Here is a 14,576-nt window from a genome sequence, read left to right as displayed (position 1 = left end):
GTTCTACGGCTGCTGGTAAAGAGATGAATTCTTACCGTTCACTTGTTCAAAAGCTGCCGTGCCCGTATGAAAAACTTTGTCGAAAAGGACGCTCGTAATTACTGATTCCTTGTGTGGTTGTAGTCGGCCCCAGGGGCGAATTTGTTGATTATTTGCTATCCGGCGATCGACATCACGCATTATTATTGTTGAGATCATGTTGTACACATGGGGGTGAGAATAAGTTCCTTCCTGCACTAATGCTGCAACGGTTCGCATTGTGCACCATAGAATATTCCATACCTGAGGCAATGAAAGCCGATCTAGACAGTACCTAATTGCTCCGGCTACCTTCTCCGTGTATAGCATTTGCCTTTTAAATCTGTAGCGGTCACAAAGTTCACCGAAGTAGCGTTCACACTCCGCCTCTGCAATCAGGTACCAAAGGGCCGAAGCAGATGCAGGATCGAATTTTCCTATGATCAGTTCGAGAGCGTTCATTAAAGACGCCGGGGTCATTTTGCGTTCGTCAAGGACTAGTATCCATGTTACGTCATTGGGTAGAAATGTGAGATAGCTGTTGTCTCCAATATTAGGAAACGGACGATTACAGCTTGACGGAGATGGGATGATTATTTTTTCGCTGTGCAGGTGGAGATATATCTCCGTCGTAAGACTTGGTGTTGGTGCTAGCGTTCCGATTTGGGCACTGATAGGAGCTATCGTATTGTTGTTCCATTGCTCGCCAGCGGCCGAGAGGAGGCTGTATAGCAGAAATGCGTTAGTATAATCTAGCTGATTGTAATCAATGACAGTACGAACCTTTTGAGAAGATGCTTCTGATACCTGATCGAGGGGCAATTCGGGCGGTTTGCTTTGTTTTACTGCTTGTCTATCAATGCAGTTGTCGCAGCGATACTGCCTATTTCTTTTCGCTACTCGCGTCACTGATTCAAAATGCGTGCGACTGGTGACCTGTATAGGGTTTGTGCATTCCTCGCAACGTAAATAAAGAATATAAGCAGAGCTGTTTTCTTTTGTGAGGGAATGCAGAGCTGCCCGGCTCTTTCGGGTCTGTATTGTTAGCTGGGCAAGGCTAGAACACCATTTTCCGTGCTCGTTCAAAGACCAGTAAGCTAGGCATAATTCGTTGATGTAGTCATCATTGGTAAAAAAACAAAGAAGTGGCGATCGGGCGATGGTCATGATGATGTAATTTTTCGGACAGGCAAAAATTTCTTCGATGAAACTTTTATGAGTCAAGTTGTAAATTCTGAGTATACTCCGAAGACTAAGTGATGCCGGAAGGACATGCTTTCTCCCTTTGTTGGGAGATCTCAGTTGGATCCTGGGCTAGCATTTGGAAAAGTATTGCGAGTAGTTCGTACAGAAGCGGGCCTAACGCAAGAACAGTTAGCCCTTGCAGCTGGAGTTGATCGCTCTTTTGTTAGCATGGTTGAGCGAGGTGTGAACCAGCCAACCATTCGGATGATTTTTAGGTTCGCAGCTGCACTCGGGGTAGCGCCAAGCCGTTTGGTTGAGCTAACTGAGGCCAAAGTCCTTTTGTCTTAGTCGAAACCAACTCGTTGAGCTCAATGCTGCAGAAGCCAGCCATTGCGCAGCGGTATCGCGGGCGCCGATTTCAGAACAGCTCAATCCGCTGAGCTTGTTCGTTATCAGGTAGGTAAGTTTTCCTGTGATTTAGGATGCGATGAACCTCGACCTTTCCCAAAGGCCCATCCGTGCCAAAGATCACCTTGCTCCAACGATCAAACCTGTCCGAAGACCAGTGGCATTCCATGCTCATCTCGCTTCTCCGGGGAGCTGCCGCGCTACAGGTCGCGGCCGCGCACCTGCGCGCTCAGGTCTACCCCGGCTTCAGCACTGTCCAGGACCCTTCGCTCGCCTTCCAGGCGCTTGCCTTCGCCAGCGGGTTCGCGTATCTGGCGGTGATCGTGTTCTTCGTTCTCAGCGGCTGGCTGGTCGGGGGCAGTCTGCTCAACCGCCTCGACACCGATAACGCCATCTCGAATTACGCCATCGATCGGGTGACTCGATTATGGATCGTGCTGATACCGACCTTTGGCGTCATGTTGCTGTTCGGCCTGGCCACAGGCGCACTCGATCCATCGAAGCTGTCATTCGCGCCGGACAATGCGTACTCGGTTACTGCGTTGATCGGAAACCTGCTTGGACTGCAAAATATTCTGGTGCCTGAGTTTGGAGGTAATTTTCCGTTGTGGAGCCTAGCGAACGAGACTTGGTATTACGTGCTGTTTCCTCTACTCGTCATGCTATTTCGTACCCGGTCCACGTGGCGCCGGGTCCTGATCCTGTTGACGGTTGCCGCTATCGTACAACTGCTGAACAGCGCAATCCTGCTGTACTTTTCGATCTGGCTGCTGGGTGCAGCATTCTCACGCGTGCGGATCGAATGTGGCCCGTTCCTGCGCTGGACCTTATTTCTTGGACTCATCGGCGCGGCTGCCGCTATCCGCCTGAAAGGGAAGAGCGACATCAGTGTGGACAGCTTTGTCCAGTACCTGTTATTCAGCATGGTCTTCGTGCTGTTTCTGTCGAGCATGCAAGTCACGTGGGCACGTACGCGAGCTAACGAGTGGGTCAACCGCGTCGGGCGATTCTTTTCGGAGTTCTCGTTTACGCTGTATGTCCTGCACATTCCACTGATGGGGCGATGCTGCACCTTGCAGCGCCCGTCCTTGGCAACGCCAAGCTCGATCCTCACCGGCCGCTGCATTTGTTGGTGTATCTGCTCCTGTATGTTGGGCTCGTCGTCGGCGCCTTCCTGTTTCACCTGCCGTTTGAAGCCAGGACCTATCAGGTCCGGGAATGGCTGAAGACGACGTTACGATTCCGGAGCGGCGCCGTCCGGGTTTGATTTCCGGCGCCGCCGCATAGCCAGGGCAGGGAACTGCAGGACAAGTGGCGTCGTTGACAACAACGGACGCCACTTGTAGCATCCCACTTAATCATGAAGCACCTCTCTCGTCCATCGCGGCTATTCGCTGCGACGATCACCCTTTTCAGCATCCTGTTCATGCAGCTTGCTGTGGCGGCGTACGCCTGCCCGGCGCTGAGCGTGCAGCATGAAAGCGAAGTCGCGCGCATGTCGGCCTACGTGCCGCCAGACGAGATGCCGGCCTGCCACGAGATGGACCTGGTGCAGCCCAGCCTTTGCCACGCCTACCACCAAGCGGACAACCAATCGCTCGACAAGCCAGGGGTGCCACCACTGCAACCGTTCCTGGCCGTCGGTTTCGGCTTGCCGCTGCTGCCGCTGGACGTCGCTTACCGACCAGACTCCACCCCCGCTAATCCTCCTTTCCTGACGCGAACAACGTCACCGCCCCTGGCGATCCGCCACTGCTGTTTCCGTATCTGATCCTCCTGCTTGCCAAGTCTGTCGTCGCTGTGCCTCGCGCACTGGCGATGTTGTGCGTTGCATCCTTGGAGGTTCCATGTTTATCCCATACATCGCGCCCGTGCTGGCGCGTCATCGCGCCTGTCGACACGGCGCACGGCTCGTACTCGCCTCATTGATCTCCGCATTGTGCGGCGGTGCCGGCGCGGCCAACAGTCCGCTGACACTGCAGGAGGCGCAGTTCCGCGCTGTAGAACGCTCCCGCCTTCTTGCCGCCAAGGACTACGCCGTCCTTGCATCGCGAGAACAGGCGGCCGCTGCCGAGCGATTGCCCGACCCGGTCCTGAAGGTCGGCGTCGACAATGTACCGGTCGAAGGACCGGACCGGTTCAGCACGACGCGCGATTTCATGACCCAGCGCCGCATCGGCCTCATGCAAGACCTGACGCGCGCCGACAAGCGGCGCTTGCGCGCAGAGCGCTTTGAGCGCGAAGCCGACAAGACATCGGCGGAAAAGACTGCGGCCGCCGCCGCGATCGAACGCGACACGGCGGTGGCCTGGCTGGAACGCTATTACGCTGAGGCGATGGCAGGGCTGGTCGCCGAACAGGAACAGCAGGCGGGCCAGGAGGTCGCGGCGGCCGAGGCTGCATACCGTGGCGGACGCGGCGCACAAGCCGACATTTTCACCGCCCGCGGCGAAGCGGTGGCCCTGGCTGATCGCGCCCGCGAGCTGGGACGGCGCGTCGCCAACGCCAAACTGGCGCTCGCGCGCTGGATCGGCGAGGCCGCGCAGCTCCCCCTTGAAGGCAAGCCGGTGCTTGACGCCGTTCCGCTCGATCCGGGGACGCTGGAGACCCAGCTCGGCCATCATCCGGAAATCGCCGTCCTGCGCAAGCAGGAAGACATTGCGGCAACCGAGGCGGCGCTGGCACGGGCCGACAAAAAGCCAGACTGGAGCGTCGAAGTCGCATTCCAGCAGCGCGGACACGCGTACTCGAACATGCTGTCTGTCGGTTTGTCCGTTCCCTTGCAGTGGAATCAAAGTAACCGGCAGGACAGGGAGGTATCGGCACGGCTGGCACAGCTCGAGCAGGCGAAGGCCGAAAGCGAGGATGCGCTGCGCGCGCACGTAGCCGAGGTGGGGGCCATGCTCAATGAGTGGCAGAGTAACCGGGAGCGCCAGACGCGCCTAGAGCAGGACCTGCTTCCGCTGGCACGCTCACGGACCACGTCAGCTGTCGCGCAATACCGCGGAGGCAAGATGTCGCTCGCCGACGTGCTCGCGGCGCGGCGCAGTGAACTCGATGCGCGCTTGCAGGTGCTGCAGCTGGAGGCGGACACTGGCCGTCTCTGGGCACAGCTCCGGTTCCTGGTCCCTGCGGGCAGACAACACAATGCTAACCCGGGTACCGACAGGAGGCAGCAATGAACAGGAAAACCATGGCGATTGCCCTGCTGGCGGTGCTCGTCGTCGGGGCAGGGGGGTATGGCGTCTATCGCCTCGGGATGAACAAGGGAATGGAAGCCACGGCCGGAGCAGCCCCGGCGGCGCACGCAGGTGCGGGCGGCGCGCTCGATCCGGCGACCGGAAGGAAGGTGCTGTACTGGCATGACCCGATGGTGCCGGGGCAGAAATTCGATAAGCCAGGCAAGTCTCCTTTCATGGACATGCAGCTCGTTCCCGTGTACGCCGATGCGCCTGCGGACGAGGGCAAGGTCTCGATCAGTCCGGTGGTGGAACAGAATCTCGGGATGCGCACCGCCGATGTCACGCGGGGCAAGCTGACCATGAGCGTCGAAGCCGTCGGCACTGTCGCATACAACGAGCGCGACGTCGCGCTGGTGCAGGCGCGCAGCGCCGGCTTCGTCGAGCGGCTGTTCGTGCGGGCGCCGCTCGACCCTGTAAAAAAGGGCCAGCCGCTGGCGGCGGTGTATGTGCCGGACTGGGTCGCGGCGCAAGAGGAATTCCTGGCGGTGAAGCGCATGCCCGGGAACGGCCTTGATGGCCTGTTGGATGGCGCCCGGCAGCGCATGCGCCTTGCAGGCATGACCGACGCCCAGATCCGAGCTGTCGACGCCGGCGGGAAGGTGCAGCCGCGCGTGACGATCAACGCCCCGGTCGGCGGCGTCGTGTCCGAGCTGTCGGTACGCGAGGGAACGACGGTCGCCGTCGGCGCACCGATGTTTCGGATCAATGGACTGGGCACCGTCTGGGTCAACGCGGAAGTGCCGGAAGCGGCCGCGGCGCAGGTGCGCCCCGGCACCCTCGTAGAGGCGCGCACCCCATCCTCGCCTGGCACCGTGCTGAATGGCCGGGTCAGCGCGATCCTGCCGGAAGTCGATCCGGCAACCCGAACCCTGCGCGCGCGAGTCGAACTAGAGAATCCGGGGCAGCGGCTCGTGCCGGGCATGTTCGCGACCGTGCGCTTCACGCCGGCCGCGGGCACGGACACGCTGCTCGTACCGACCGAAGCAGTCATCCGGACGGGACAGCGCAGTGTCGTGATGGTGGCGCTCGGGGAGGGCAAGTTTGCGCCGGTGGAGGTCGAACCCGGCACCGAGGGCGATGGCAAGACCGAGATCCGCCGTGGGCTCGCGGCAGGACAAAAAGTGGTGGTCTCAGGCCAGTTCCTGATCGATTCGGAAGCAAGTCTGCGCGGAACCGCGACTCGCCTGGCCGAGCCCCCGAAAGCTGATCAAGTCTCGCAGGCCCCGCAAGGCGTGCAACCCCGACCGGCCGATACGGTTGCGGGTACGGGCGCAGATACGGGGGCCGGACGCCATCGCGGCGAAGGCAAGGTCGAGAGCATCGACAAGGACGAAATCGTACTCTCGCACGGGCCGATTCCAAGCCTGCAATGGCCACCGATGACGATGGGCTTCAAGCTGCGTGCCGGCGGATTGCCGGGCGAGTTCGCTGTCGGAGACCCGGTGACGTTCGAGTTCCGGCAAAGCGGCGAAGGCGAGTACGAGATCATCAACATCACCCGGACGCCCGGGGAGAAGAAAGGCTGGAAATGATCACCCGACTGATCCGCTGGTCGATCGCCAACCGCTTCCTGGTGCTTCTGGCTACGGCAGGCATGACCGCATGGGGCATCTGGTCCCTCCAGCGGACCCCGCTCGACGCGCTTCCCGACCTGTCCGACGTGCAGGTCATCATCCGCACCACCTGGCCCGGCCAGGCGCCGCAGATCGTCGAGAACCAGGTCACCTATCCACTGACGACCACCATGCTGTCGGTTCCCGGGGCGAAGACCGTGCGCGGTTATTCGTTCTTCGGCGACTCCTTCGTCTACATCCTGTTCGAGGACGGGACCGATCCGTACTGGGCACGTTCGCGCGTGCTGGAATACCTGAACCAGGTCCAGTCGCGGCTCCCGACGCAAGCGAAGCCCGCACTCGGACCGGACGCGAGCGGCGTCGGATGGGTCTATGAATATGCGCTGGTCGACCGCAGCGGCAAGATGGACCTCTCGCAGCTGCGTGCGCTCCAGGACTGGTTCCTCAAGTACGAATTGAAGACCGTATCCAACGTGTCAGAGGTCGCAAGCCTGGGCGGCATGGTGCGGCAGTATCAGATCGTGCTCGATCCTGCGAAGCTGCGGGCCTACAACATCGCGCATAACGTGGTGATCGAGGCGGTGCAGAAGGCCAATCAGGAAGCCGGTGGTTCGGTGCTCGAGCTGGGCGAAGCTGAATACATGGTACGTTCGAGCGGTTATCTCCAATCGCTCGACGACTTCCGCAAGATTCCCCTGATGACCTCCGAGGCCGGTATTCCTGTGCGGCTCGGTGACGTAGCGCGAATCCAGCTGGGTCCGGAAATGCGACGCGGCATCTCCGAGCTCAACGGCGAAGGCGAGGTTGCAGGCGGCATCATCGTCATGCGCTCAGGGAAAAATGCACTGGAAACCATTGATGCGGTGAAAGCCAAACTGGCGACCCTCAAGCCAGGTCTGCCGCCTGGAGTGGAGATCGTTCCCACTTATGACCGATCGCACCTGATCAGGGGGGCGGTAGACAATCTGCGCGACAAGCTGGTCGAGGAATTTGTCGTCGTTGCGATTGTGTGCGCAATCTTCCTCTTTCATCTGCGCTCGGCGCTGGTCGCGATCGTCACACTGCCGATCGGTATTCTGGTCGCCTTTATTGTCATGCACTACCAAGGGGTGAACGCGAACATCATGTCGCTGGGCGGGATCGCGATTGCGGTCGGGGCGATGGTGGACGCCGCCGTGGTCATGATCGAGAACGCGCACAAGCATATCGAAGCATGGGATCACGCCCATCCGGGAGCGAAGCTGGAAGGGGAGGCTCGCTGGCGGGTCATTGGAGACGCCGCAGCGGAAGTCGGCCCAGCGCTGTTCTTCTCGCTGCTGATCATTGTGCTATCGTTTATTCCGGTGTTCACATTGGAGGCGCAGGAAGGACGCCTGTTCTCGCCGCTCGCGTTCACGAAGACCTACTCCATGGCAGCGGCTGCAGGTCTGGCCGTGACCTTGATTCCGGTATTGATGGGTTACCTGATCCGCGGGCGTATTCCCGAGGAGCACAAGAATCCGCTGAATCGCTTCCTGATCGCCGTCTACCGGCCCCTGCTCGATGGCGTACTGCGCTTTCCCAAGGCGACGCTGGTCGCTGCCGCCGTGATTGCGGCCATCACTATCTGGCCGATGACCCGGCTCGGCGCAGAATTCATGCCGCCTCTCGACGAAGGCGACCTTCTGTACATGCCCTCGGCGCTACCGGGGCTATCGGCGGGCAAGGTGTCGCAACTGCTCCAGCAGACCGACCGCCTGATCAAAACGGTACCGGAAGTGCAAAGCGTCTTCGGGAAAGCGGGACGGGCCGAGACGGCAACCGATCCTGCGCCACTGGAGATGTTCGAGACCACGATCCAGTTCAAGCCCAGGGATCAATGGCGGCCGGGCATGACCACGGATAAGCTGGTCGAGGAACTCGACCGCGTGGTCAAGGTGCCCGGGCTTTCCAACATCTGGGTACCACCCATCCGGAATCGCATCGACATGCTGGCCACCGGCATCAAGAGTCCGGTCGGCGTCAAGGTGGCCGGTACCAGCCTGCAGGAGATCGATCGCGTTGCTGGAGAAATCGAACGGATCGTCAAGACGGTGCCCGGCGTGTCTTCGGCACTCGCTGAACGTCTCAATGGGGGACGTTATGTCGACGTCGACATCAACCGCGACCAGGCAGCCCGGTACGGCTTGAATATCGCCGACGTGCAGAGCATCGTGTCGGCAGCGATTGGGGGCGACAACATCGGCGAGACTGTCGAAGGCCTGCAGCGCTTCCCGATCAACGTTCGCTATCCGCGCGAAATCCGTGGTTCAATCGAAAACCTGCGGCAATTGCCCGTCCTGACGCCACGCGGGGCACAGATTCGCCTGGGTGATGTGGCGGCAGTTCGCATCAATGACGGCCCACCCATGCTCCGGAGTGAAAACGCGCGCCTGTCCGGGTGGGTGTACGTCGACATCCGGGGACGCGACATGAACTCGGTGGTACGCGACATGCAGCAGGCTGTCGCAAAGGAGGTCAAGCTGCAACCGGGTTACTCGATTTCCTGGTCAGGTCAGTTTGAATACCTGGAACGCGCCAGTGCGAAGCTCAAGATCGTCGTGCCGGCAACGCTCCTGGTGATTTTCATCCTCCTCTACCTGACATTCAAGCGCTTCGACGAGGCAATCCTGATCATGGCCACCTTGCCGTTCGCACTGGCCGGCGGTATCTGGCTTCTCTGGATGCTCGGACACCACCTGTCGGTCGCCAGCGCGGTCGGCTTCATTGCACTTGCCGGCGTAGCGGCCGAGTTCGGGGTGATCATGCTGCTCTACCTGAAGCATGCCTGGGAAGCCCGCCTGGCTGCCGGGAAGTCATCCGAAGCCGATCTGTTGGATGCCATTCAGGAGGGAGCGGTTCAACGCGTGAGGCCAAAAGCCATGACCGTCGCGGTAATCATCGCGGGCCTGGTCCCCATCATGATCGCCCACGGCACCGGTTCCGAAATCATGCAGCGTATTGCGGCGCCAATGGTTGGCGGGATGCTGTCCGCGCCCTTGCTGTCGATGTTTGTGGTTCCGGTCGTTTATATGTTGATGCGCCGTCGGGAGCTGCGACAAGAGGATATCCCGAAACCTTCACGCAACGAGGTCAGTTATGAAAGCACATGAACGATGTCGTCCGGTCACGGACGAAAAACTCTGCTTTAGCCACCTTGAGGAGAATCTCATGAAACGTTTCGCCCCGCTGTCCCTTATCGCTGCATTGACCATTCCCGGCGCTGCCTTCGGCCAGGCAAGTGATATGAAGGGTATGGACATGAAACAAGGCTGCATGGACATGAAGGATATGAAGGGCATGGATATGTCGGCATGCAAGCGCATGACGAAGGAGAAGACGTCCGATAGCAAAGTCCAGGGCACGCCAAAAAAAGGAGCAGTGCATAAAACGTCAGGCGTAGTGAAGGCGCTGGATCAGGCCAACGGCAAAGTGACGCTTGCACATGACCAGGTCAAGACGCTCAACTGGCCGCCAATGACGATGAGCTTCGGCGTCAAGGACAAGTCATTGCTCCAAAAGCTGGCAGTCGGCAAGAAGGTTGACGTGGAGTTCACCCAGCAAGGGTCGAACTACATCATCTCATCTGTCAAATAACGCGCGTACGACCGTTCATGCTCGTACCAAGTCATCGAGCGCAGTGACAAGCTGGGGCAGCCGCGGTCGCGGCTCTGGCATGTCATCGCGTCCGGACATGACAATCTGCCGCGCTGCGCGCAGCACCGTACAGAGCCGGGTGTCTGCATCAAGTTCGTTTCAACTTTCTAGTGTGTGCGCTTGTCGCTGCAAGCATGCTACATTGTCCATATGTGCAGCAGGCTACGATCATTTTTCTTGTGCCTACTAATCGTTTCCTTACCAGTGCAGGGCATTGCGGGAGTAGCGAGGTTCGCGTGCGGCATGTCTCACCATGCTTCAGTCGTCTCCAGTACCGAGCCGGATGCGCCATTGGCGGTTGCCGCCGCAGACGCCGGCAGTCAGGCGGTCACTCACGAACATGTCGCCGCGGCGGCGCAGGGCGCTTCTTCACCTGATGGAGACTGCGCGTCTACAAGCACGGATGCGCATGAGCGGTCCAGTTGTGGTACCTGCGCGGGCTGCAGCATTGGCGCATGCGCGCCGCCCCCCGTGGCCCTTGTGACCGCAGTGGAAGAACCGGCCAACGGACTTCAGCAACTCTCCCCATCCTCTTTTACCGGGCATATCCCCGCCCGCATCGAACGCCCACCTCGTCTTCTCACGCCAACCGGGCGTGACGACTCTTCGCGGCTAGTGCCGGCGAACGTTTCCTGAACCTGCTGCTCAGCCCTTGCTGCGCGCCTGTGCGTCCTTGACCCATAGGGCGGCGCGCGGCCCTGCGGCTTTGTTCCACCAGCAGCGCGCGGTGCCTGCCGAGTCGGCTGCGAACCTGGCCTGCGCACGCGCCGGGAGCGTAGGCATTGGTCTGGCACCCGCTGCGCCAGAACTTTCAATTCGTATCGGAGGACCATATGAAGTATGTAGATGTATCTGAAGCGGGCGTCAGCAGTTGGCGCCGCCGCTTCCTGCAGGGCCTCGGTGCTGTGGCTGGGCTTGCAGGTTTGAGTCCGGGCGCACTGTTCGCTGCCCAGGAGGACCGCCGGGTCCTGCGCGGCAGCAATTTCGACCTGGAGATCGGGCCCGCAGCTGTTAACTTCACCGGCGCCGACCGCATTGCCACGGTGGTCAATGGCCAGCTTCCTGCGCCGACGCTCTACTGGACCGAAGGCGACACCGTGACGATCCGGGTCACCAACCGGCTCCCAACGGTCAGTTCGATCCACTGGCACGGCATCCTCCTCCCAGCCGAGATGGATGGTGTGCCGGGACTGAGTTTCGCCGGCATCGAGCCCGGCCAGACGTTCACGTACCGGTTTGACGTCAAGCAGAGCGGCACCTATTGGTACCACAGTCACTCCGCGTTCCAGGAGCAGACCGGCCTGTACGGTCCGATCGTCGTGATCCCGAAGGGAGGGGAGCGCGTAGCTGCAGACCGCGACTACGTGGTGATGCTTTCGGACTGGACCGACGAGAAGCCCGAGCGTGTGCTGGCGAACCTGAAGAAGATGAGCGACTTCTTCAACAACAAGCAGCCGACCTTCGGCGAATTCGTGCGTGACGTGCAAACGATGGGGTTTTCCGCAGCGGTCGACAAGCGCAAGATGTGGAACCAGATGCGCATGATGCCCAACGACTTCAGCGATGTGACGGCAAGCAGGAACATCAGCGGAGCGCTTCGGTACCTGATCAACGGCGCCACGGCGGAGATGAACTGGACCGGCCTGTTCCGCCCGGGCGAGAAGGTCCGCCTGCGTTTGATCAACGGCGCGGCGACGACCATCTTCGACCTACGTATCCCGGGCCTGAAGATGACGGTCATCTCTGCCGATGGCCAGGATGTGGAGCCCGTCACCGTAGACGAGATACGCATCTCGGTCGCGGAAACCTACGATGTCATTGTCGAACCGAGCGAAGAAAAGGCGTACACGGTGTTCGCTCAGTCGATAGGACGTTCGGGGTTCGTGCGCGCGACGCTCGCGCCACGAGCGGGCATGCAGGCTCCTGTTCCTGCCGTGGACGAAGCGCAGTGGCTGACCATGACGGACATGATGGGTGCGATGACCATGTCTGGCATGCACGGCGGTGGGCATGGCGGGCATGGAACGGATGCACAGGCGACGGGCGGCGGCTCGTCATCCCCCGCGCGAGCGGCCGCCGCGTCATCCCATCAGGGTCATACGCAACAAGCCGCTGCCCCAGCTGACGCTCATGCCGCGCACGCGCAGATGTCCTCGCCCGCCAAGCCTGTCCAGCCTCCCAAGGTCACCCATGCCCGCACGGAATATGGACCAGGCGTCGACATGCACGTCGATATGCCGCGCACCAACCTCGATGACCCGGGCGTCAACCTGCGCGGAAATGGCCGCCGTGTCCTGACCTATGCAGACTTGCGGACGGTAGGCGGGACGGTCGATCCACGGGAGCCGACACGCGAGATCGAGCTTCACCTTACCGGCAACATGGAGCGGTTCATGTGGTCGTTCGACGGCCAGAAATTCTCCGAGGCTCTGCCGATCCATTTCCGGTATGGCGAACGGCTGCGCATCGTCCTCGTCAACGACACGATGATGAATCACCCGATTCATCTGCATGGCATGTGGAGCGACCTGGAGTCCGAAAACGGCGAGTTCCAGGTCCGGAAGCACACGATCAACGTGCAGCCGGCCCAACGGATCGCTTACCGCGTCACGGCCGACGCACGTGGCCACTGGGCCTTCCACTGTCACCTGATGTACCACATGGAAGCCGGAATGTTCAGGGAGGTGGTCGTATCATGAGGACTCCTACGATGAAGTCAATGCCCGCCGTCCTTGTCCTGGCTGGTCTACTGTCAGCGAATGCAATGGCGCAGACTACGCCGCCATCGGGACAACACCACCAGCCGTCCCAGCCTGTCACGGGACAGGACATGTCGACGATGGACCATTCGAAGATGGGGCACGCACCACCGGCGCAATCGAGTGCAACGCCATCGCAGCAGGCGCCCACCGCCCCGGCGTCACCAAAAGCCGTAGAAGCTGGTCACGCCGGTCACGGGAGCCCGGCCCCGGCGCCGCAGGCGATAACCTCAGTCCAGAAAGTGGAACCCCAAACACACGATGCCGGGCATGCAGGCCACGGTACGCAGCCACAAAGTGCGCCGGCCGCCAAGCCCAGTGCCGCCCCCGTCCACATGCCTGGCATGGATCACTCGGCGATGGGGCATGGTGCCAGTGCTGGCCAGACTGGGCAACCGGCTCCAGCGGCGAATGCTGCGCCCATGGGTGGGCACGGCATGATGATGGGACCGATGCAGGGAGGTAAGCCTCCTCCAGATGCGCGCGATCCGAACGCCTACAACGAAGGGGCGCGGCACGCCAATTTCGGCAACCACGAGATGCACGACAACGCCCCGTTCGGGAAAGTGCTGGTCGACAAGGCTGAGGTGGCGAAAGGCGATGGCGAACGCGGCCAAAACCTGGAAGTCGAGGCGTGGTACGGCAACGACTACAACAAGGCTTGGGTGAAGCTCGAAGGCGAGCGCCGCGGCGGGGCGCTCGAAGCGGCCCGTACCGAACTGCTCTGGGACCGCGCATTCGCGCCGTTCTGGAGCACCCAGCTGGGCATACGGCACGACGCCGGCGAAGGCGGCGGAAGGGACTGGCTCGCCTTCGGGGTGCAGGGCCTCGCGCCGTACTGGTTCGAGACCGAGGCGACAGCGTACTGGCGGTCCGGAGGCGAGCTTGCGGCGCGCTTTGCGGTGAAGTACGAGATCTTGTTCACTTCCAGGGTGATTCTCGAACCAGAGTTGGGTGCAAACCTGTACAGCCGGGCCGATCCCGAGCGGGGCACTGGAAAAGGCCTTTCCGATCTCGGCTTCGGACTGCGACTTCGGTACGAAATAACGCGCAAATTTGCGCCTTACATCGGTGTTACCTGGGGCCGGCAGTTCGGGGAAACCGCCGACTACACGCGTTTGCGCGGCGGCCAACGTAGCCAGACGCAGGCAGTAGCTGGACTGCGGCTGTGGTTTTGAGTCTATATAGGGTGAGGCGTTAGCAGCCCAGGGAAAGGGATGTCCTGTGGGCGACACTGAAACCAACTTTTTTTAGGAGAGCATCATGCATCAACACTACGAGAGCTGTATTGAAGCGTGCAACGATTGTGCTAACGCATGCGACATGTGTGCGGCAGCGTGTCTGCAGGAGGATGACGTAAAGATGATGGCGCGCTGTATCGCCCTGGACATCGATTGCGCGCAGCTGTGCCGGTTGGCTGCGGCAATGATGGCAAGGGGCAGCGAAGCTGCAAAGCTTGTTTGCGAGGCGTGCGTGTCGCTTTGTGACATGTGTGCGGAAGAGTGCGGCAAGCATCAAATGCAGCATTGCCAGGAATGCGCTGCCGCATGCCGCAAGTGTGCCGCCGAGTGCCGTCAGATGGCATCCGCTTGAGTTGAAGCGAGGCGACTGCCGCTGTCCTGGGCAGTCGTTAAGCGCTTCTTCACACTAATGCATGACGCGAATATGCGTCGGCCTTTTTGCGCGCAAAAGAATCTTGTATGGCCGGGTGTTGT

General features: G+C 60.5%; 11 protein-coding genes. 10 read left to right on the top strand and 1 reads right to left on the bottom strand.

What is annotated here, in order from left to right:
* Positions 1-3: 3 nt before the first annotated feature.
* Complete coding sequence (locus ACFOPH_RS09280) at positions 4-1,242, bottom strand: hypothetical protein (RefSeq protein ID WP_222706934.1); 1,239 nt, start codon at positions 1,240-1,242, stop codon at positions 4-6.
* 48 nt (positions 1,243-1,290) lie between these two features.
* On the opposite strand from ACFOPH_RS09280, the gene ACFOPH_RS09275 reads away from it, so the two are divergent.
* The 10 genes from ACFOPH_RS09275 to ACFOPH_RS09230 all read left to right on the top strand — a co-directional run bounded on the left by ACFOPH_RS09275 (position 1,291) and on the right by ACFOPH_RS09230 (position 14,454).
* Positions 1,291-1,551 carry a helix-turn-helix domain-containing protein gene (locus tag ACFOPH_RS09275; protein WP_222706935.1) on the top strand — a complete coding sequence of 87 codons (261 nt, stop codon included), beginning with the start codon at positions 1,291-1,293 and terminating at the stop codon, positions 1,549-1,551.
* Between the two features lie 170 nt (positions 1,552-1,721).
* Complete coding sequence (locus tag ACFOPH_RS09270) at positions 1,722-2,837, top strand: acyltransferase family protein (protein WP_147935899.1); 1,116 nt, start codon at positions 1,722-1,724, stop codon at positions 2,835-2,837.
* A 134-nt stretch (positions 2,838-2,971) separates the two neighbouring features.
* Entirely contained in the window at positions 2,972-3,382 is a 411-nt protein-coding gene (locus ACFOPH_RS09265; protein WP_312547280.1) for a hypothetical protein, read from the top strand.
* Between the two features lie 76 nt (positions 3,383-3,458).
* Entirely contained in the window at positions 3,459-4,793 is a 1,335-nt protein-coding gene (locus ACFOPH_RS09260; protein ID WP_147935901.1) for a TolC family protein, read from the top strand.
* Complete coding sequence (locus tag ACFOPH_RS09255; protein WP_147935902.1) at positions 4,790-6,385, top strand: efflux RND transporter periplasmic adaptor subunit; 1,596 nt, start codon at positions 4,790-4,792, stop codon at positions 6,383-6,385. Before ACFOPH_RS09260 ends, ACFOPH_RS09255 begins: the two co-directional genes overlap by 4 nt.
* Positions 6,382-9,558 (top strand): efflux RND transporter permease subunit, encoded by a 3,177-nt coding sequence (locus ACFOPH_RS09250; RefSeq protein WP_312547279.1) that lies wholly within the window; start codon positions 6,382-6,384, stop codon positions 9,556-9,558. The genes ACFOPH_RS09255 and ACFOPH_RS09250 overlap by 4 nt, the downstream gene beginning before the upstream one ends.
* Positions 9,559-9,616: 58 nt before the next feature.
* Positions 9,617-10,042 (top strand): copper-binding protein, encoded by a 426-nt coding sequence (locus ACFOPH_RS09245; protein ID WP_147935904.1) that lies wholly within the window; start codon positions 9,617-9,619, stop codon positions 10,040-10,042.
* Positions 10,043-10,935: 893 nt separating this feature from the next.
* Positions 10,936-12,801: a copper resistance system multicopper oxidase gene (locus ACFOPH_RS09240; RefSeq protein ID WP_147935905.1), complete on the top strand. Its 1,866-nt coding sequence runs from the start codon at positions 10,936-10,938 to the stop codon at positions 12,799-12,801.
* A 497-nt stretch (positions 12,802-13,298) separates the two neighbouring features.
* Positions 13,299-14,039, top strand: a complete 741-nt coding sequence (locus tag ACFOPH_RS09235) for a copper resistance protein B (RefSeq protein ID WP_229493742.1) — start codon at positions 13,299-13,301, stop codon at positions 14,037-14,039.
* 85 nt (positions 14,040-14,124) lie between these two features.
* Positions 14,125-14,454, top strand: a complete 330-nt coding sequence (locus ACFOPH_RS09230; protein WP_187271628.1) for a four-helix bundle copper-binding protein — start codon at positions 14,125-14,127, stop codon at positions 14,452-14,454.
* The last annotated feature ends 122 nt before the right edge of the window (positions 14,455-14,576 follow it).

This window comes from Massilia haematophila, from assembly GCF_042647645.1.
Classification (GTDB): domain Bacteria; phylum Pseudomonadota; class Gammaproteobacteria; order Burkholderiales; family Burkholderiaceae_D; genus Telluria; species Telluria haematophila.
Note: the sequence above shows the minus strand (reverse complement) of the source record. Positions and strands in the feature narration are given on the sequence as shown.

Bases quoted from the DNA above. Each gene is read 5' to 3' on its own strand.
- ACFOPH_RS09275 (WP_222706935.1), top strand. From the start codon at position 1,291: ATGCTTTCTCCCTTTGTTGGGAGATCTCAGTTGGATCCTGGGCTAGCA.
- ACFOPH_RS09265 (WP_312547280.1), top strand. From the start codon at position 2,972: ATGAAGCACCTCTCTCGTCCATCGCGGCTATTCGCTGCGACGATCACC.
- ACFOPH_RS09260 (WP_147935901.1), top strand. From the start codon at position 3,459: ATGTTTATCCCATACATCGCGCCCGTGCTGGCGCGTCATCGCGCCTGT.
- ACFOPH_RS09255 (WP_147935902.1), top strand. From the start codon at position 4,790: ATGAACAGGAAAACCATGGCGATTGCCCTGCTGGCGGTGCTCGTCGTC.
- ACFOPH_RS09250 (WP_312547279.1), top strand. From the start codon at position 6,382: ATGATCACCCGACTGATCCGCTGGTCGATCGCCAACCGCTTCCTGGTG.
- ACFOPH_RS09245 (WP_147935904.1), top strand. From the start codon at position 9,617: ATGAAACGTTTCGCCCCGCTGTCCCTTATCGCTGCATTGACCATTCCC.
- ACFOPH_RS09240 (WP_147935905.1), top strand. From the start codon at position 10,936: ATGAAGTATGTAGATGTATCTGAAGCGGGCGTCAGCAGTTGGCGCCGC.
- ACFOPH_RS09235 (WP_229493742.1), top strand. From the start codon at position 13,299: ATGATGATGGGACCGATGCAGGGAGGTAAGCCTCCTCCAGATGCGCGC.
- ACFOPH_RS09230 (WP_187271628.1), top strand. From the start codon at position 14,125: ATGCATCAACACTACGAGAGCTGTATTGAAGCGTGCAACGATTGTGCT.